We start from the raw sequence: 19,155 nt of genomic DNA on the forward strand, positions 1-19,155 counted from the left end.
AATGCCGGACATCAAAGATTCATGCCGTTGTTACTGTACAACGCCGACATAACCGACGAAACTCGACACAACCTTAGGAAACGGGCAGAGCGTCGGTACTTGCTTTATAAGACTTACGAAACGAATCCGACGGTTTGCTTATTCCACCGAATCCAGTTGCCGTTCGAAACCCGCCCAACGCTCGCCGATCGGAACGAACGTCACTGTGCGCATGCCGTCACCCGTCAGTTCAACATTTGGATTTTCCGCTTCGGCTGTAAGCATTGCCTTGTCGATCGGACGGTCGATATGGACTTCGAGACGAACTTGCGCGAACGCGGAGGCCATCTGCTCGCCCCACTCCATCAGAATTACGGTCTGCTCGCCCGGGTCTTCGAGTTCCTCGTCAAGGCCGAGTGATTCCAACTCGTCAAGCAATCTATCGACCGTGTCCTGCCCGGGCGCAAAATCATTGCCGCCAAGCCGGTAAGCGTCGACATGGACCAGATGCGCCGGCGTCCCGTCCGTGAATCTGCCGTCAAGCTCCCGTGCGATGGTGAAAGTCGGGGAAACGATGGGTTCATCGATATGAAGCCCAGCTCCGAAACCTTGCGCGAACGTGGTTTTGCCTGCCCCCAATGGGCCTGAAAGCAACAAGACGTCACCGCCATGAACACAAGCGGCCACTTTTGCGCCAAGCTGTTGCATATCCGTGCCGGTCGGAACTTCAACCGAATACGATTCTTCTTTCATACTGACATACGTCCTTTATGGCTTATCAATTCGATGGAGCGCTCCAGCGCATACATCGGGTCTCCCCCATTGGTCTTGTTCTGTTCGTCGGCCCAGGCAAGCGTCTGGATGCATCTGGAAAGTCCCTCGGACGTCCAACCGCTTAGCTGTCTTGTCGCATTGCGCAGTACCCAAGGGTTGGTTTTCGCTTCGGCCTGCGATATGCTGCCGGAACGCACTGCAGAAGCCTTGGCCAGCGTTCGCAGTTTCATCGCCAACGCACCAACCAATGCAATCGGGTCCGTGCCCTGAGCCACAGCCGCACGCATGTCAATGATGGCTTTGGCGTCGTTGCCGGCGAGCGCCGCATCAGCCACTGCGAATCCGGTGACTTCTGCGTTGCCTGTCAGGTACTGGTTGACCAGATTGAGGCTGATCGGATCATCGTCGAAATCGAAGCAGAGCTGTTCGCACATGGCCGCGAGCTCCCCGGTCTTCTCCCCTAGAACCGCCACCAATTGCTGGGCGGCGGCCGGATCGACACGACGCTTGCGACGTTCGAAGCACTGGATGACGAAGTTCAGCTTGGCGTCGGCCCGCTTGAGATCGGGAATCGCCTTTTTCTCGGCCCCGGCTTTCGCCAGACGGTCGATGATTCTCTTGCCTTTTTGCCCGCCATCGTGCTGGGCGATGACCGTTCCCGTTGCGGCGGTCGGGTCCTTGCTCATGGAGGCGCAATAGCTCACCATGGTGTCGACCAGAGCGTCATCGGCATTCTGGATGTGCCGGATAATCACGATGGAGCTGGCGCTCAACAGGGATGGACTCACAGCCTCGTCGAAGTCATATTGGCTCGCCTCCCCCGCGTCGAGTTCGATGATCTCCGCTTCCGGATCGTTCCTTGCGGCCTCATCCCGGCAGTCACGTACCTGCTGCTCGTTGAGGAATTCGTCCCCACCGATGACGAGCACGAATCGGGTCCGCTGTTTGGTTCGTTTTCCAGCCATCACATTCCTCGATTCTTTCGATTGCCTGGTATAGCCGTCATGACGGCGCAACTCTCACGACTTTCTATGATATTCAATGTGGTGTCACAGGTGGACATACTTCGTGTCTCCCTCATTAATCAGGCTTTTGAAGTCGTTCGAACATTTGTTCGGTTTCCTTGAGCCATATTGTTCCTTTGCTTCGAAGTTGCATGAGATAGCCGTCATTACCAACTACGGAATCTTCTTTATCGTGTCTTTTAACCATCGCAGGCAACGTCCTGAATAGCAGTACCATACCGATTTCGCACATAACAATCATCAGCGCACCGCCAATTCCACCTGCCCATGGCATGGTCGCGGTTTGCGAACCGCCGATGGTATCCGCACACCATTGCATCACCGACGTACCGCAACTGGATAACCACACGAACGCAAACGCCAGATGCGGGGCCCATGACGACAACACCAAGCCTGCCAGCCCGGTCAGCGTCGAGAAATCGACGAACGGCGCCACCACGAGGTTTGCAGGTACAGACAGTAACGGCAACGTCGGGGTCATGAGCACTTGGATTGGCAGGGTGAAAAGCTGGGCGGCGATGGTCACCGACATGCCATCGGCAAGGAATTGAGGCAATAACACTGAAAGCCGCTCCGCTGTAGGACCGGCACAGAGCACGATGCCCAGCACGGAGGCGCAGGAAAGCGCGAATCCGTAGCTTCTGGACATCGCAGGGTTGGTAAGCAGCACGAGGATGACCGTCCAGCTCAACGCACTGATTGCCTGCGACCTTCTGCCCGCAAACATCGCAGATGAGGCAAAGATGCCCATGATCAGAGCCCGCATCACCGAGTCGGAAGGGTACATGGCGCTCGCGAGCGCCACATAGGCCAGCACCGTCAGCACGGCCACCACTTGACGTGGCAGCAAAAATCGAGCGCAACCCGAACGTATCAGGCTGCCGATCAGTGCAAAATGTCCGCCGGAGACAGCCATCAGGTGCATGATGCCGGAATCCTTGAAATGCATCTCCAGCAGCGTGGCGAACGTGGCATTCACAGGTTCGTGCTTTGCTGCCGTCGCACCCATGAAATCCTGTCCCAAAAGCCCGATGGTCAGTCCGGGAACCAGCACACGCCCTTGGTCGGAAAGGCCTTCCGTCACCGAAAAGAACGAACGTTGCATGGAGTCAATCAGCCGTTTTGCCGGTGGCGCACGTTCCGCGAGTCTAGTTTTTGCGTTGTCATCTATGGTTAGCCAGATTGGCCTCATCCCATAGCGGGCAGTCTGTAGCGTACCGGAAGTCTCTATTGTCTGACTGTCCGAAAGCTGCCTGCATATCGGTTTGTTGGCATATAAGACGATATGTGACCTGCTCGTCTGACGAATACCGTCATGGCTGATTCCGACCAGATGCGCGTTCGCCTGGCAATCGGCCTGCCACGAGCTCGCTGCGGTGACCGGTGAGTCAAGATGGACACTCGCCTCGACCGTGTTTTCACCTTTCCGCGCGAGCGCCATGGCTGGATCGCGATAAGCCATGGCATCGGCACTCACCGAAGCGACAAACGCGGCCAACGCGGAAGAGGCGATTACCATTATCCAAGTTTTCCGGCTACCGTGAAACTCATGCCATACCCCAGACAGTTTGCCGCCAGCTTGGACCCGGTTTGGTTTTCTGTTTTTTCCGTTTTCCCCGAACCAGTGTCGGGACAAGACCAGCAGAACGACCAATCCGACAAGTAGAAGAACAATCACAGCCGTGTGTGCAAAGGTTTCAATGTTGAGACCGCTAGCTGGCCGATTCATCATTTCGCCAAATAAAGATTCAGAATTCGAAGAGCTAACGGAATTGCTTTTACTTCGGGCGGCTGAAGCCTTGTTGTCTTGCTGCCCGGTGAGCAGAGGGAACAAAATGTGCGAGCCAAGGGCCGCAGCCCACACGCACAAGGCCACCGGCAGCATCCGCCAGTCACGACTGCCTTGTTCATGGCCGTTTCCGTGGTCGAACTTGTTGGCGGGATTGCTGCTTCGAGAACTATCAACACTTTTCATCAGACCGTCACCTGCCCACGTATCTTTTCCAATGTTTTCTGCCCGATGCCCGAAACCTTGAGTAGCTGGTCGACGCTGGTGAAATGGCCGATGGACGTGCGATAGTCGATGATTTTCTGCGCCATCACCGGCCCTACACCTTTGATCTGTTGCAGCTGTGTGCTGTCAGCGGTGTTGAGGTTGATGAGATTGCTGCCATTGCTCGAAGTTCCAGCCTGCCCGGCAGAAGAGTCAGCTTGTGCGGGTGAATTTGCCTGTGTCGCAGTGGCATCGCTTCCGTTGTTTTGCCCTCCAATTCCAGCGGATGTTGAAGAAGAACCGGCAGTTTCACCGGATTTCGAAGCATTTCCTTGTGCTATACCTGAACCCTTGGCTTTGGAACCGTTTACCACGGTTGAACTGACGGATGAGGCTTCAGCTTGTTGTTTGTTGTAGTTGATTGCCTGCGTCACCAGCATTGTCAGACTTGCGCACAATGCCACCACCAGCACCAGAATCACCACCACCGCCTGAGTGGGTTTGAACACTAATCTTGGAATGATTCGTTGCTTGGCAGCAGATTTGACGCTCGGGTCCGATTGCAAATCTTCATTGGCGGAACCATCTATGACAGAATCGAAATCATCTATTGCTAAAGGTTGATCGATGCTTTCAGGTTGCTTCTTCGGTTTGCTTTCGGACCTGTTTTCGGGCTCGATAAGCCAGCTACCCACAGGCGGCAATGGTGGAAGACCAACCCGCAGTAGAGCCTCGTCAAGATTTTGCCCGTTTTCATACGATTCATTTTGGGGCTCGGCAGTGGAATATAGCCGCGTTGTCAAAGCCCGGCTACCGTCATACGCCCTATCGTCAAAATGACTGTCGTTGAAATGAATACCCATACCTTCAAGCATGACTGAACCGAACTCAAAAGTCGAGCCAAAACGACCACTGTGGTCGAATGATAAGGGTTATCCACATTTGAGGCGTGTCGCGCCCTCACCCGCCGAATCGTACACATTCATCCACAATTGTTGCATACAGACAATAGCGTTAAACATTGGTGAGGAAACACTTCCTGGCTTATTGTTCTTCTCCAAGTAACAGAGCTTCGACGTCTGCAGCAGACATGGCTGAAAATTCTTTAGCGATACGTCCGTCACACATATAGAGCACGCGATTGGCGCAGGACGCGACCTGCGGGTCGTGAGTGACCAGCAAACACGTCTTGAGTCCGCCCTTCATCGCTGCATCAATCGCGGTAAGAGTCTCATCTCGCGCCTTGGGATCAAGGTTGCCGGTTGGCTCGTCGGCGAACAGCACATCCGCTCGCATCATCAACGCGCGGGCTATGGCAACACGCTGACGCTGACCACCAGAAAGCTCCGAGACGTGCGCATCAGCAAGGTTTGAATCAAGTCCTACATAGGCGAGCGCCCGTTTCATCGCATTGATATCATATGGTTCCTTGTTTAAGCTCATCGGCAAAGCCACGTTTTCGGCAACGGTGAGGCTGTCGATCAACATGTAGTCCTGGAAAACAAACGCGAATTTTGTACGTCGCAGTTTGGCTCGCTTCGTCTCCATACTATGAGTGATATCTGTATCTGCATACCAGACATGTCCGCTAACAGGCGTGAGGATTCCGGCCAGCAGTTTCAATGTCGTGGATTTGCCGCAACCCGATGCCCCGATTAGCGCAGTGATTTCGCCCTGCCGTAACGTGATATCGAGTGGTCCGATTGCAACTTGGTCACGTTTCGAGCGTTTCCCTTGACTATACGAGAACGTGACATCAGAGGCTTTGAGCACCGCTGAACTCTGCCTCGGACCTCTCGCATCAATGGCGTTTCCCTTGATTGTAGCCGTGAGTTGATTGGGTCCTAGCATGGCATTGTTTTCGAGATTTTTCGTTGTAGTCCGCATTGCAATACGCTCCTTTTCATGTTCTTTATCCTTATGGTTGCTATTGGTTTCTGACATCGTCAAGCCTTTGATACATGGTGAAATGCGCTATAAAACCAATCAATGAAATAAGCAATACGGCGCACAGCAGTACGGCCATCGCCCTTATTGGTACGTAACCGCTGATGCCGTGAACCAGCATCCGACTTTCGCTATGCAGGGCCATGTTGACGATGAGCACCGTGCCGAACCCGCCACACAGCGTCGCCGCGAACCCCTCGAAGGCTATTCTTCCGGCACTCGCGAGCGCATATCGTACCGGCCCGAAGCCAATCAGCCAGGCCGCCTGAGTGATCTTCTTCCGTTCCTGAACCATGTCGAACATCACCGACACAGCACCAAGAAAACAAACGGCCAGAACGGGGAAGACGATGGGAGCCGCCTCCTTGACACCGTCGCCGCCGGAAGTCGTCATCGCCTTGCCGCTGGGTATGTTCCTGATCCATTGTGCGGCTGGGGTCACGGTTATGGACGCACCTACAGTATGTGTCTTTGAAGACGCGGATGATTCGCCGTCTTCCGAGGTACGTTTGCCGTTGTCAGCAATGATCGCGGTGTCAGCCTTGTCCAAGAGACCAGGCATATCGTAACCGACCACCATATAGTCCTTGAATGGACTTGCTGTTTTCGTAATGGCGACTACCTGCGAGGCGAACGTTTTCCCTCCCTGCACCACACACATCCGCGAGCCGACATCAAGACCGTTATTGTCCGCAACAATCGCCGAAATCACCACACCTTGACGATTGACATCCCCAGAGACAATCGAATGGTTCGGACTGATAACATTCAGCGAGCCATTGATCACGGCCTTGGCATTGCCACGGTCGTAGGATTCGATTCTTCCTGAGCAATTGCTCTTCATCGATTCCTCTTGCACCACGGTGGAAGGCGCGAGCGCCAACGCATTGCTGTCCTTCATTTTGGCGTAATCCATCAGGTCTCGCGATTCCTGCCGCGTAGGAATACCGGCATGCGAGACTTGCACCACCGATGTCGATGCCATGGTCGAGTTTAATGAGGACTGGGCGTCGGCTTGTGTATAGCCGTATAAGCTGTATAGGAAGGCCAGCAGCACGGACGCGACCGCAAGCAGGGACACCAGCGATGTCGAGCGCGTAGCCTGCATTTCCCTGAATGCCAAGATAAGGCCTGCGTCGCCGGCACCGTGCCTCCTGTGGTAATTTGCCACCATTCGTCCGGCGATCACGGTCAGAATCGGTTTCGCGACACGGATAAGTACCCATGCCAACAACACACTTAACACGAAAGTCAGATTGAGACTAACCGTGTAGGGCAGGAAAAGGGATGAAACACAACTGACGACCAGAAGAAGCACCAATACGACCGTCAGTGCCGTCTTTCGCTTCTTTCCGGTCTTTACCGGACGTGCGGAAGGATCGGGAATCGCCCGAATCAACGTGAGCGCTGACAATCCGGCACCGATCGCACAGCAGATAACCGAAAGCACCATCGTGGCAAGTGCTGCCATCATTATCGCAGGTATGCTGGCTTGCGGTATCACCACAAAACCGTTGAAAACATACCGTAGCGGCTTATTGAGCACGATGCCGAGTAGCACCCCGACCAGCCCGGCGCAGACAGCCAGAACACTTTGACAGGCGACAACAGCACCGAACAGACGGATTGGCGAGGCACCCGTCACCCTCAGGCACATAAGCTGTTCCCACTGTGAGGTGAAGGTGTGGTCGGAAACGATCTTTGTCACCGCCGCCGCGCACGCCACGCAAATGACCACAACTCCCACCGGCGCTGACGGGTCGCTTTGCAGGCTCTGGTAGGCCATCGCCTCCAGCAGCACAAACACCAGCGTCATCGCCGCCGCGTTCGCCGCGACATTGAGAACCTGCAACGAGCGTTTCCGCCGCCACAGCGAGTTAACCATTCGTACGTATCCCATGCCGTTCGTTCCTCCGTCTCGCTTTGTCTTTAAAAATATCGCCGTGACGACATACGAAATTCCGTCAAGCGGAACGTATAAGGCGGTATTTGTTGAACTCATAGCAACAACGCTAGGAAAAACGTCGGGCCGACACGAACGGCAAATGTCACTGATTGAAAGCGATGACAAATGTCATCGGTAAAAATTCCGAAAGCGTGGAAACCGAAGAATCAGCGGTATGACAGAACTTTCAGTCGTCGAACGTCTCACGACGATCGTCTATTGGAATCACCACACTCACTTTTGAGCCACCTAAATTGTGGTCTCTACCGATTGTGAGGGTACCGCCGATTGCACTCAATCGTTTTGACAGCGAGCTCAGGCCGTAGCCAGAACCTTGTGCGTTCTTATCGCGATTTGTGTCGTCAACCGGCTCCATACCCATTCCGTCATCGGCAACCACCAGAGAAACCATGTTGGCGCTTACCGTCACTTCGATACATGCTCTGGTGGCTTTGGCATGACGCACCACGTTCGTCAGCGTCTCCTGCAACGCGCGGTAGAGTATGGTTTTCTCTACAGTCGGCAATTGGGAAATGTCGCCTTTAATGTTCGCTTCAACGTTGAGGGAGGTGGATGTGAACGAATCTGCAAGCGCCTGCACCGAAGCGTTGGTCAGCTGTTCGCCGAACGCCGACGGGTCAAGTGCGCGGGCCTCCTGCCGCACCTGCTGCAGCGCCTCGCGGCTGGTCGTCTCGATGGCGTCCAAATGCTTGACGAGTTTGGTGTTTTTCAGGTCGGCACAACGTTTCGCACCTTGCTCCTGCAAGTGGATGGCGGAAAGGTACTGTCCGATGGAATCGTGCATCTCGCTGGCCATGCGCGCACGTTCCCGAGACAACGCAAGATCTTCGATGACGATGGACTGACGTTCCAGCTTCACGTTTTGCTCAGTCAATTGACGGATCGCTCGGCCGTAGAGCAGCAGCGCGACGGCCAGCAGAATCGGGATGGCCATGTCGAGAAGGCTGCTGACAACGATGGAAGATACCGGCTGTGGCACCTTGAAATGTGACACGGCGCGATAGATGAGGAATCCGAGCAATTCGAGGCTGACCGCAATCCAGCTATAGCGATGCGCACAGGTGAAAAGCACATCGACCGTGACCACCAGCAGCAGGTAGATCTGCCCGTCCTGATTGAACACAATCTGCGCTGCGCAAATGGCAATGAGCAACCATCCGATGACCAACCCTAAAGTGCGTGTCGGCACCATTCGGTAGGCGCACCACAAGCCCAAGGTGAGCACAATGAAGCCGAAAAACAGCAACGGCGAGCCATACGCCGAATACACCAGTGTCGTCACGAACGCGACAACAAAAAGAACCACGGAATAGGGAATGAATTGACGGGAGTTCTGATGAATCCTCCTAGGCAGATCTTGAGAACAATCCGCCTTGTTCACGCCTTCTTGTGGTTCTATGCCTCTGCGACCATCACGCTGCGAATCTCCGTTTTCAGCCATGGAGCAATACCGCCAGTTCCGTGCGGTTGCGGACTCCCAAAAGCGAGAAAATCGTGCTCAGATGGTTACGGACCGTTCCGGTCGACATACAGACGGCGGTGGCAATCTCACGATTGGTCTTGCCTGAAGCGGCCATGGCGGCGATTTGCTGATTCTCTTCGCTGAGTTCGTCAAATTCATCGGACTCGCCAAGCGAAGGCAAACTCATGTCGGTTTGGCAGTCGGATTTTTCATTCTCAGACCGTTTTTCGCCTCTAGGACTTCCAGCCTTTTCAGTGCTATCGTTCTTTTGTGCCGCAACCAAACCGACCAGACGTCCTGTTTCGGCCTCGCCGAATGCCTGTCCGCCGGCTGCCACGCGACGGATCGCGTCGATGATTTCATCGGCTGAGGCGTCCTTGAGCAAATGCCCGGTGGCTCCGGCCCTGATGCTGGAGACCAGATTATCATCCTCATCAAAGGCGGTCAGCATGATGCTGTGAATGTGCGGGGCCGATTCCCGTAATCCTGCAATAAGCTCGGAACCTGACATTTCCGGCATGCGCGAATCGACCAATGCCACGTCGATCTGCGGAAGCACCTGACTTTCAAGCGCCTTGTTCGGACTTTCCGTGCTGAAAAGAATCCTGAAATCATCCTCATCTTCAAGAATCGATTCGATGCCGGCACGGACAATCTCCTGGTCGTCGACGATCATCAGATTGATGACCGTCGATTCACGGGACATATTCTTTTCTCCTATTCGGCCGGAACGATGGAGACAATCTTCGGTGCCTTGACGATGACCTTGCGCGGTTCCTTGCCGCCCAGACGGTCGGCAACGGCCTTCAAAGCCATGTCCTTGAGCTCGTCGGGGTCGATCGAGGGGCTGACCTCGAGCTTGGCACGAACCTTGCCCTTGATCTGCACCACGGCGGTGACAGTGTCTTCGCCGACGTAACGTTCGTCAGCTTTCGGCCACGGTTCGTGCGCCAAGGAATCTTCATGGCCGAGCTTGGCCCAGAGTTCCTCGCAGATGTGCGGGGCAATCGGCGAAAGCATGAGAATCAACGGTTCCACTGCGGCACGTGGCACGGCCTTCAAGCCGGTCAGATGGTTGTTCAAGACGATGAGCTTGGCGATGGAGGTATTGGGGCGCATGTGCTCCATTTCCTCGGTCACCGCAGCGATAGTGTTGTTCAAGAGCTTCAGGGTCTTGGCGTCGGGCTCGACGTCGGAAACGGTGACCTCGCCGGTGTTTTCATCGATGACGTTACGCCAGAGACGCTGCAGGAATCGCATGCCACCCACGACGTTACGGTCGTTCCAAGGGCGGGACTCGTCGAGCGGGCCCATGCTCATCTCGTAGAGACGGAACGTGTCGGCGCCGTAGCGCGCGTACATGTCGTCGGGGGTGATGATGTTCTTGAGGCTCTTGCCCATCTTGCCGAATTCGCGGTTGGCGTGCTGGCCGTGCCAGGTGAACGTGGGTTCGCCGGACTTGTCGGCCGGCCCCTCCTCCACTTCGGCGGCAGGCACGTACTGGCCGCGGTCGTCGGTGTAGGCGTAGGCCTGAATCATGCCCTGGTTGAAGAGCTTGTAGAACGGTTCCGGAGTGTCGACGTAGCCCAGGTCGAAGAGGATCTTGTGCCAGAAGCGCGAGTAGAGCAGGTGCAGCACCGCGTGCTCGACGCCACCGACGTAAAGGTCGACACCGCCGGTCTTGCCCGATTCCTTGTTGTGGTTCGGGCCCATCCAGTATTCGTATTCCTCTGGATCGACCATGTGCTTGGTGTCGCTCGGGTCGATGTAGCGCATGTAATACCAGCAGGAACCGGCCCAGTTGGGCATGGTGTTGGTGTCACGGTAGTAGGTCTTGGGGCCGTCGCCCAAATCGAGCGTGACCTTGACCCAGTCCGGGTTGCGGCTCAGCGGCGCCTCGGGGTTGCTCTCGGCGTCCTCAGGGTCGAAGGTCTTGGGGCTGTAGTCCGGAACGTCGGGCAGATTGATCGGCAGCATGGAATCCGGCAGCAGGTGCGGCACGCCGTCCTCGCCGTAAACAATTGGGAAGGGCTCGCCCCAATAGCGCTGGCGAGAGAAGAGCCAGTCACGCAGACGGTAGCTGACCGTACCTTCGCCGGCACCAGCGGATTCAAGCCACTTCGTGACCTTTTCGATGGCGTCGTTGACGCGCAAACCGTTCAAATCAAGCGCGTCGCCTTTGGCCTGCGTATGCTCAGTGGAGGAATTGATGACGATGCCGTCGTGCGAGACGAACGGTGCCTTGCCCTCGTAGTTCGAGAGGTCATCGCCGGAGTCCGGCAACGGCTTGACGGTGTAGATAACCGGCAGGCCGAACTTCATGGCGAAATCGTAATCGCGCTGATCGCCGCCTGGCACCGCCATGATGGCGCCGGTACCGTAATCCATCAGAACATAATCTGCGGTGAAGAGTGGCAGCTTGTCACCGGTGATGGGGTTGATGGCATAGAGGCCGGTGAAGAGACCGGTCTTCTCACCGCCCTCGTCGACACGATCCTGCGCGGTCTTGGATTCGGCCGTGAGTCGATAGGCCTTGATGCCTTCGGCCGGCGTGTCATAGCCGCCTTTCCAGCTTTCCGGGGTGTTTTCCGGCCATGCGGCGGGAGCATCAGCCAGCAAGTCATGCTCCGGCGAGACCACAGCGAAGGTGGTGCCGAAGAGCGTATCGGGACGGGTTGTGTAGACTTCCATGTCCCGTTCGCCGTTGGGGGTTTCGACCTTGAAATGTACCGAAGCGCCGTGGGATTCGCCAATCCAGTTGCGCTGCATCAGCTTGACCTTCTGCGGCCAGTCGATGATGTCGAGATCCTCAATCAGACGGTGGCCATAGGCGGTGATGCGCATGGACCACTGGCGCAGCTCGCGTTGGAAGACCGGGAAGTTGCCGCGTTCGGACTTGCCTTCGGCGGTGACTTCCTCGTTGGCGAGCACCGTGCCGAGGCCTGGGCACCAGTTGACCGGCGACTTGGAGATATAGGCCAGACGGAAATCGTTCAGCACATCGGCCTGTTCGGCTTCAGTCAGTTCGTTCCATGATTTCCCCGAATCCTCGAAACCGGGAATGGCGCGCTTACCGCTCTTGAACTGGTCGATCAGCGTGTCGATGTGGCGTGCGGAACCCTTGCCGCCGTCTGGGCGCACAAAATCAGGGTCGTACCAAGCGTCATAGATACGCGAGAAAATCCACTGCGTCCATCGCATATAGCCGGGGTCGATGGTGGCGAAGGTGCGGCGGTTGTCGAAGCTCAGGCCCATGCGATGCAGCTGACGGCGCATGTTGGTGATGTTGGCCTCGGTGGTGACGCGCGGGTGCTGGCCGGTCTGCACGGCGTATTGCTCGGCGGGAAGGCCGAAGGCGTCGTAACCCATGGCGTGCAGCACGTTCTCACCCTTCATGCGGTGATAACGGCTGACCACATCGGTGGCCAGATAACCCAGCGGATGGCCCACGTGCAGGCCCTTGCCTGAAGGATACGGGAACATGTCCATCGCGAAGTACGGGGTGCGTCCGTCGGCGTGCTTGCCCTTGCCGTCGGTCAGATCACCCTTGACATTCGCGGCCCAGAAGGTGCCCTTCTCATCCCACGTTTTCTGCCATTTTTCCTCGATACCCTGCGCCATCTTGGCGTTGTAACGGTATGCCGGAACACTTGAAATATTGGCGCTCGAATCCGCGCCTTGTTCATTCTCGCTCATAAATAGGATTATCGTGGCTCAACTGGACACAGGCAAGCCGTTTTCCGTAAGTTGGTCATATCAACATCAAAAAGATGCTTTTCACCTCAGCAAAAAGCCGAACCCGTGAGAAAAGCACTAAAACGAGCCCGAAAAAGTGCTTTTCTCACTGATTGGAGCGTACCCTAGCACGCGTCACTTTTGAGACGGACGGTTCAGCGTCGGGTCGGGAGTATAGCCGATGTCCTTATACATGGCCTTGGCGGCCTTCTGCCATGTGCCGTCCTTGACCATATCGGTAAGGATGGTGTTGATTTTGTTGGTGAGTTCGCCGTCGGACGGGCGGATCATGACGGCGTGCGGAACCGGAGAAACCTGCGCGAGCGCGTTGACAAGCGGGGCGGATGAAGACGAATCCCCATCGCCCAGAACGGTGACATCGTGCTCGACGACGCTGGAAGCAAGCCCGTGCAGAATGGCGGCATCGGCGGCGACGGCGTTCGTTTCGCCGACCAGCAGCGCGGTGAGGCATTGCGGGTAGGTGTCACGTTCCTGGATCTTCACGGCAGGAATCGCAGAGGCCAATGCGCTTCCGTCGGCCGTCCCCTTGACCGTGCAGATATTCTGATCCTTCAATGACGAGATATCAGTGAAATCATGTTGCAGACGTGTCGGCACCAAAAGCCCCAACGGGTCGGTGAGATAGGGCTTGGATGTTCCGAATTGTCGACCGGTATTGGACGTGATGACAGCAGGCAGGGCCGAGACGAACATATCGGCTTTCGATTCCTCCAAAGCGGTCATGGCCGAAGAAACATTGACCGGCTTGAAAATTATTTGCTTGTGCGCATAGCCGAGTTTTTGGGCCACGTAATGGGCCACTTCGATATCGAAACCGGAATATTTGCCCTCATGGTCAAGGGCAAGCCCGGGCTCGTCGTTCGCCACGGCAATCGCAATGGTTGGGCCTTCGGGAACGTTGGCGGAAGGCGGGGTTTGGGTCGGGCCGCACGCCGAGGCCGAGAACAACAGGCCAAAACCACACGCCAAAGCGAGCACCGACTTGAAATGCCGGTTCGTACTTCTTTTACCAAGAGGAAAAGCCGATTTCAATCTTGACAATCGCATCCAAAACCTACTTAAAAAGCTTGGATCGTGTCAGCCACCATGCCACAAGACCGGTGATGACCATGGAAATGGCGATGACGATGAAGAAGCCCCAGCGCGAATTGGTGAACGGCATGCCGAACATGCCGTCCTGGAAGTTCATGCCGTACATGGAGAAGATCAGCGTCGGAATCGACAGAACGATGGAGATGATGGTGAAGATCCTCATTACGTTGTTGAGGTTGTTGGAGACGATTGAGGCGGAGGCATCGGTCATATTGGCAAGAACGCCGCTGTAGATGTTCGCCATCTCGATGGCCTGCTTGTTTTCGGTGATGACGTCGTCCAAGAGGTCCTCGTCCTCCGGATACTGCTTGATATGTGTCAGCGAGTTGAGTTTTTCGGTCACGCGCAGCTTTTCCATCACGATTTCGTTGGACTTGAGGCTGGTGGTGAAATAGACCAAGGTCTTCGAAAGTTCTAGAAGCTGCAGGATTTCGCGGTTCTGCATCGAGTGCTGAAGCTTCAGTTCGAGGTTGTCGGAACTGCGGTCGATGATGCGCAGATAACGCAGGTACATCGTGGCGTTACGATAAAGGATTTGCAATACAAATCGGGTTTTCATATAGGTGTTGAATCCGCGGATAGTGCCTTCCATGAAGGGATGGAGCACTGGAGTATCCTGCATACAAACCGTGATAATCGTATGTGCGGCGACAATGATGGCCAGAGGGATGGTCTCGTAATGGTCGCGTCCGTCGCGTTGTTCGACGGTGGGAATGTCGACGATAATCATGGTGTAATCGTCTTCGGAATCGACGCGTGAACGTTCCTCGTCATCCAAAGGTGCACGCAGGTCGGCCAAATCGACGCCGGTTTGAGAGGAAACAGTGGCGAGTTCGACGTCAGTGGGGTTGGATAAACAGATCCATGAGCCGTTTTCCAGCTTGTTTATCTGCTCGACCTGCCCGTTGATCGTATTGAACATCCTCAACATGTCTGCCACCCGCCTTTCGCGTCATTCGCTGTACGGTTCCCGCAGGAGACACCGGCTTGCGCACCGCGCGTCCTGGCCACCGGAACGTCTGCCTTCAAAGAAAGAGGCGCAAACGAAAATCCCGGATTCCTACTGTTAACCCAAAATTCAAGGATAACCCCCCGCCGGAACTTTTTGACTGCACTTTGCGCTTAGCTTCGCACAACGCGCAGCTGCGCCGCTCTTCTGCCGATTTCGGTTTCCTCAGACGGTATCGGTGACGGGCAGCGGAGTCATCAATGTCATACCTTCATAACGAAGCTCCTGAGGACCGTTCGACCAGTCGGCGATTGTCGAGATGGCTGGGCCGCAGTTGTATTCGGCAAGCGTCCAATCGTAGCTTCCGTCTGCCTGGCGCCTCGGGTTGAGTGTGGACCAATAGGCGTTGGGAATGTTGCCGAGCTCGTCGATTTCCGGGTCCATATTGAGCAACGTCTCGACCGTCGCAGCGATGAAGGAGCCGTGGCTCACCAGCATCAACGTAGTCGGGGTGTCGTCCTGCGAATTCTCATCAAGCAATTCCAGCACGGCTTTTGCTCCCCTGGCACCGACTTGGGTCCGCGTTTCGACGCCGTACTTGGCCTCGCCACCCTCGTGCGCGCGCCAGGAACGATAGGCTTCGGCATCTATCGCCCTGATTTCCGGGCGTGTCTTGCCTTCCCACTGACCAAAGCTACGTTCACGAAGCCGCTTGTCGAGTGTGACCGGCAGCCCGAGAAGATCAGCGAAAGCGTGGGCCGTTTGAGAGGCACGAAAGAGGTCACTGGAAATCACCTTCATCCTGCGTTTGCCTGCAGGTACCTTCTGGTATTCGCTGATATCGCTCTGTTTCGCAGCTCCCGGGCCGGGTTGCGGCAACAGGTCTGGATTGCCGGCAACGTTGTTAACTTTGGCCCAGTAGTAGCGCCTGGCCAACTCAAGACCGGTCTGGTCGACTTGCCATTGGCCAATGATGTCAAGCGGGACATCAATCTGGCCCTGCAAGCGGTGGACGACGTTATAGGACGTCCTTCCGTGACGCAACAAAACGACTTCGTCAATCATATTCATTCACTCCTTTTGCCGGTGAATCCCTTTGTCTCGGCATCATCACATGCGATGTCTCACTGTTTTCATTGTGCCGCACCCCACCGATGAAAGGAACGCCGACGTATATTTCGCCATCTCAACGGTCGTAAAGAAATGGAGGAAACGCCCACCTGGATGGATTTCGACCTTCTTATGCGGCTCTATCTGACAAAGATCATCCACACGATCCACAGCACGGCTATGGCCGGATACGGCCAGAAATGGGCCTTACTGATGGCGATGAACTCACGGATGAAGGCCGTCGGCCAGTAATAGCTTTTGGTATGGCTGCCGATGCCGTCGGATTTGAGCCCCATTTCGCGGGCGTATTCGCTGGCGCGGAACACGTGGTAATCGCTGGTCACCACGGCGACGCGATAGGGGCACGACATGCGGCTTTGCATTCGCTTGACTCGCCCTGGCCTGCGAACCTGCGAAGACGATGAGGATGATGCAGAAGATGACAACGATATAGAATGCGATGAAGATGTTTCTTGATCATTTATTGCGGAAACGTTACGAGGCGACACACAATGGCCCAAACCGCAACGTTCGTCCATAATCACTTTGGAATTGCGCAGATTCTCGAGCGTGGTGGTGGACCGGTCTTCTTTAATGACGCTGTCGGCGGGCACTCCCCGTTCCTCTACCAGGTAGCGTTTCATTGCCTCGGACTCGCTGATTTCCTCATCGGCTCCCTGTCCGCCTGAAACGATGAACAGGCCATGCCTTTTCTGCCGGTTCCACAGATCCACTGCCTTGTCGATTCGTCCGCGCAGCAACGGAGTCGGCTTGGTGCCCTGCAATCCAGCACCGAGAATGATGATGTAATCGTATTTCCGACGTCTTGGGAAAATTCGGTAGATGGTGGAATAAAGCAGCAGCGCCGCGAATGTGAAGAAGAACCATAAGCCTTCCAGCGCAATCAGGAGGCCGATGCCCTTACCCAATCGAGGAGCGTTGAAATACAAGGTCAGAGGATAGACCGCAACGCAAACCATCATGACGAGCGCGAACAAAGCGGGAAGAACGGTAGAAAGCGAGCACCCTTCATGATGGACGACGATGACCGTGTTGATCAGCAGGAATCCGACGACAATCACCGGCGTCAACACGGCCACCAGTACGATCGGGATAAACGCCCAATCCCGCCAGAAATCCAGCATAAGTGCACTCGAAAGGCACAGCGCGAACAAGGCAAGCCACAAAGCGTTGCGGAAACGTCGTGGTTCACGGATGACGGAGACGACGAGCAACAAACCGAAGAATACGGCAGGACCGTATAAGAGCGCTGTCTGCCACCAATCAGTCACTGTTCGTCTCTCCTATCATTCCCGTATTTTCAACATCCAGTATGTGTGTTTTATGTGTTCGGTACTTTTCGACGTTCTTTACGTTCTTGTGTTTTCAATGTCTCATGCGTATCAACTTTGCCGTTCCCGCGACCTTTTCTCAGCCGCAAGAACGGCAAAATTCTTCCCTTGCCGTTTCAGATCTTGCGTTCGTTGATGTCGGCCAGTCCGGCGACATCGCTGGCGTAGAAGCGCGACAAATCCCCGGCGAACTTCTTGATGCTTTCCGGGGCTGTATAGAGCATGTGGCCGGCCGGATAGTAGGTGAAGGCCACGTTGCCGCGCAACGGCTTGGGCAGGGACATGTGGTCGATGTCGTATTCGGTCTGGTTGAACGGCGTGCACAGATCGTAGATGCCGTTGCCGATCATGACTTTAAGCGTCGGTTCATGGGCGATGGCGGCGGCGAGGTCCGGCGTGACCGTCGGGAACGGGATGTGCGGGCCCCACGACGTCTTGGCGCCTTCCGGTAGCGTGTGCCACCAGGTCCAGCCTTTGCCCGGCTCCATGGAATCCCAGTCGAAATCGGCGAAGCCACGGCGCTCCTCCGTGCCGTCCCAGCCGAGTTCGTCACGCAGATAGGCGTTGGCGACGCAGGAATAAGCGGGGTCGAGGAAGCTGTCATCGACCACGAAGGTCTCTTCCTGTGCGGTACGGTCGAGGTCGTAGCCTTTCGAACGCCCGTCATAGCGGCCGACAATCATGCCGGTGTTCTCACCGCTGTTGTGGCGCAGCAGTTCCTTGCGGAAGCGCATGTCGACCACACGCAGGTCGGATTCGTAGACGTACTGCTCATCGAGCCCGGTCAATTCGGCGTAACGCTTGGCGACGCTGCGCTTGGTGGTCTCATCGATGGCATCGCCTTGAGCCAAGGCGGCGCGCAGCGGCCCGTTGGCGAATTCGCGCGCGGTATTCAGATGCGTGGCGATGTCGACGTCCTGACCGGCCTTGCCATGGTAATGGGCGACCGTGGCGAACGTCGGGAAATAGCCGATGTAGAACTGGTCGGAGGTGTCGAATGTATAGGCATAATCCAAGATGTTGGAAATCAAAACCAAACCATTGAGAGCGACCCCGTCTTGCTGAAGCCGGTACGACAACGCCGCCCCGCGCGTGGTGCCGTAGGATTCACCCAGCACATATTTCGGCGAGTTCCAGCGGTGGAAGCGGGTCAGATAGGCGCGGATGAACGCGCTGAAGCCTTTGACATCGCCATCGACGGAGTAGAGCTCCTTCTTGGCTTTTTCGGCAATTTGCGAGAACCCGGCTCCCGGGGCGTCGATGAAGACGATGTCGGAATACGGCAGCATCGTGTATGGATTGTCTTTGAGGCCATAAGGCGCAGCGGGAACCGGCGCCGCATCGGGGATGTCGATACGCTTCGGGCCGAGCGAACCCATCATCAGGAACGTCGAGGACGAGCCCGGGCCGCCGTTGAAGATGAACGTGACCGGACGCGTGGTGTCTGTTTTGCCGGTTTCATCAGTCAGTTCGAAGGCCGCATAGAAATCGCTGGCCGCGGGCTTCACTTCTTTGGTGTCGATAGTGATGGTGCCGACGGTTGCCTGATAATGAATCGTTTCGCCGTTGAGCTCCATCGTGTGGCTTGTCGTGTGTTCACCGGTCGGCCGAAGTTTCGGCTCCGCCGGCTTCTCGGCTGACGTATTCTGCTTGGCATCGGTTTGCGCCGACAACGCTTCCTCGCTCATATGCAACTCCTTAGAATGACTGCTGGTCTTCTTCCAGCCTAACGCAGAGCCGTCTCAATGAA

Annotated in this window: 14 protein-coding genes; all 14 read right to left on the bottom strand. The window is 55.8% G+C overall.

The window, feature by feature from the left end; translation table 11 throughout:
* Nucleotides 1–138: 138 nt before the first annotated feature.
* Nucleotides 139–732, bottom strand: coding sequence for a tRNA (adenosine(37)-N6)-threonylcarbamoyltransferase complex ATPase subunit type 1 TsaE (gene tsaE, locus OZX72_RS05050; protein WP_277159303.1), 594 nt, complete (start codon nt 730–732; stop codon nt 139–141).
* A complete protein-coding gene (gene holA, locus OZX72_RS05055; RefSeq protein ID WP_277159304.1) occupies nt 729–1,718 on the bottom strand; it encodes a DNA polymerase III subunit delta in 990 nt (329 codons plus the stop codon). The genes tsaE and holA overlap by 4 nt, the downstream gene beginning before the upstream one ends.
* A gap of 115 nt (nt 1,719–1,833) precedes the next feature.
* A complete protein-coding gene (locus tag OZX72_RS05060) occupies nt 1,834–3,297 on the bottom strand; it encodes a ComEC/Rec2 family competence protein (RefSeq protein WP_277159305.1) in 1,464 nt (487 codons plus the stop codon).
* 455 nt (nt 3,298–3,752) lie between these two features.
* The gene (locus tag OZX72_RS05065) at nt 3,753–4,646 is read right to left on the bottom strand and encodes a helix-hairpin-helix domain-containing protein (RefSeq protein ID WP_277159306.1); all 894 of its coding nucleotides are present in this window, start codon (nt 4,644–4,646) and stop codon (nt 3,753–3,755) included.
* A 169-nt stretch (nt 4,647–4,815) separates the two neighbouring features.
* Complete coding sequence (locus OZX72_RS05070; RefSeq protein ID WP_277159307.1) at nt 4,816–5,715, bottom strand: ABC transporter ATP-binding protein; 900 nt, start codon at nt 5,713–5,715, stop codon at nt 4,816–4,818.
* Nucleotides 5,699–7,618 (bottom strand): hypothetical protein, encoded by a 1,920-nt coding sequence (locus tag OZX72_RS05075; protein WP_277159308.1) that lies wholly within the window; start codon nt 7,616–7,618, stop codon nt 5,699–5,701. Before OZX72_RS05075 ends, OZX72_RS05070 begins: the two co-directional genes overlap by 17 nt.
* Before the next feature lie 232 nt (nt 7,619–7,850).
* Nucleotides 7,851–9,125, bottom strand: coding sequence for a sensor histidine kinase (locus OZX72_RS05080; protein ID WP_277159309.1), 1,275 nt, complete (start codon nt 9,123–9,125; stop codon nt 7,851–7,853).
* On the bottom strand, nt 9,118–9,852 hold the full coding sequence (locus OZX72_RS05085; RefSeq protein ID WP_277159310.1) for a response regulator transcription factor: 735 nt from the start codon (nt 9,850–9,852) through the stop codon (nt 9,118–9,120). Before OZX72_RS05085 ends, OZX72_RS05080 begins: the two co-directional genes overlap by 8 nt.
* 11 nt (nt 9,853–9,863) lie before the next feature.
* Nucleotides 9,864–12,842 carry a leucine--tRNA ligase gene (gene leuS / locus OZX72_RS05090; RefSeq protein WP_277159311.1) on the bottom strand — a complete coding sequence of 993 codons (2,979 nt, stop codon included), beginning with the start codon at nt 12,840–12,842 and terminating at the stop codon, nt 9,864–9,866.
* A 174-nt stretch (nt 12,843–13,016) separates the two neighbouring features.
* A complete protein-coding gene (locus tag OZX72_RS05095) occupies nt 13,017–13,949 on the bottom strand; it encodes a transporter substrate-binding domain-containing protein (RefSeq protein ID WP_277159312.1) in 933 nt (310 codons plus the stop codon).
* Nucleotides 13,950–13,956: 7 nt separating this feature from the next.
* Nucleotides 13,957–14,925 carry a magnesium transporter CorA family protein gene (locus OZX72_RS05100; RefSeq protein ID WP_277159369.1) on the bottom strand — a complete coding sequence of 323 codons (969 nt, stop codon included), beginning with the start codon at nt 14,923–14,925 and terminating at the stop codon, nt 13,957–13,959.
* A 243-nt stretch (nt 14,926–15,168) separates the two neighbouring features.
* A complete protein-coding gene (locus OZX72_RS05105) occupies nt 15,169–16,008 on the bottom strand; it encodes a histidine phosphatase family protein (protein WP_277157586.1) in 840 nt (279 codons plus the stop codon).
* A 185-nt stretch (nt 16,009–16,193) separates the two neighbouring features.
* Nucleotides 16,194–17,345: a YdcF family protein gene (locus tag OZX72_RS05110; protein ID WP_277157587.1), complete on the bottom strand. Its 1,152-nt coding sequence runs from the start codon at nt 17,343–17,345 to the stop codon at nt 16,194–16,196.
* Between the two features lie 176 nt (nt 17,346–17,521).
* The gene (locus OZX72_RS05115; protein ID WP_277157590.1) at nt 17,522–19,093 is read right to left on the bottom strand and encodes a carboxypeptidase; all 1,572 of its coding nucleotides are present in this window, start codon (nt 19,091–19,093) and stop codon (nt 17,522–17,524) included.
* Nucleotides 19,094–19,155: the final 62 nt, after the last annotated feature.

It is taken from the genome of Bifidobacterium sp. ESL0769 (genome assembly GCF_029395495.1).
Taxonomy (GTDB): Bacteria; Actinomycetota; Actinomycetes; order Actinomycetales; family Bifidobacteriaceae; genus Bifidobacterium.

What these genes read in the sequence shown, in the direction of transcription:
- OZX72_RS05060 (WP_277159305.1), bottom strand. Translation starts at nt 3,297, where the DNA reads ATGGTAATCGCCTCTTCCGCGTTGGCCGCGTTTGTCGCTTCGGTGAGT.
- OZX72_RS05080 (WP_277159309.1), bottom strand. Translation starts at nt 9,125, where the DNA reads ATGGCTGAAAACGGAGATTCGCAGCGTGATGGTCGCAGAGGCATAGAA.
- OZX72_RS05100 (WP_277159369.1), bottom strand. Translation starts at nt 14,925, where the DNA reads ATGTTGAGGATGTTCAATACGATCAACGGGCAGGTCGAGCAGATAAAC.
- OZX72_RS05065 (WP_277159306.1), bottom strand. Translation starts at nt 4,646, where the DNA reads ATGCTTGAAGGTATGGGTATTCATTTCAACGACAGTCATTTTGACGAT.
- OZX72_RS05085 (WP_277159310.1), bottom strand. Translation starts at nt 9,852, where the DNA reads ATGTCCCGTGAATCGACGGTCATCAATCTGATGATCGTCGACGACCAG.
- OZX72_RS05095 (WP_277159312.1), bottom strand. Translation starts at nt 13,949, where the DNA reads ATGCGATTGTCAAGATTGAAATCGGCTTTTCCTCTTGGTAAAAGAAGT.
- leuS (WP_277159311.1), bottom strand. Translation starts at nt 12,842, where the DNA reads ATGAGCGAGAATGAACAAGGCGCGGATTCGAGCGCCAATATTTCAAGT.
- holA (WP_277159304.1), bottom strand. Translation starts at nt 1,718, where the DNA reads ATGGCTGGAAAACGAACCAAACAGCGGACCCGATTCGTGCTCGTCATC.
- OZX72_RS05105 (WP_277157586.1), bottom strand. Translation starts at nt 16,008, where the DNA reads ATGATTGACGAAGTCGTTTTGTTGCGTCACGGAAGGACGTCCTATAAC.
- tsaE (WP_277159303.1), bottom strand. Translation starts at nt 732, where the DNA reads ATGAAAGAAGAATCGTATTCGGTTGAAGTTCCGACCGGCACGGATATG.
- OZX72_RS05075 (WP_277159308.1), bottom strand. Translation starts at nt 7,618, where the DNA reads ATGGGATACGTACGAATGGTTAACTCGCTGTGGCGGCGGAAACGCTCG.
- OZX72_RS05070 (WP_277159307.1), bottom strand. Translation starts at nt 5,715, where the DNA reads ATGTCAGAAACCAATAGCAACCATAAGGATAAAGAACATGAAAAGGAG.
- OZX72_RS05115 (WP_277157590.1), bottom strand. Translation starts at nt 19,093, where the DNA reads ATGAGCGAGGAAGCGTTGTCGGCGCAAACCGATGCCAAGCAGAATACG.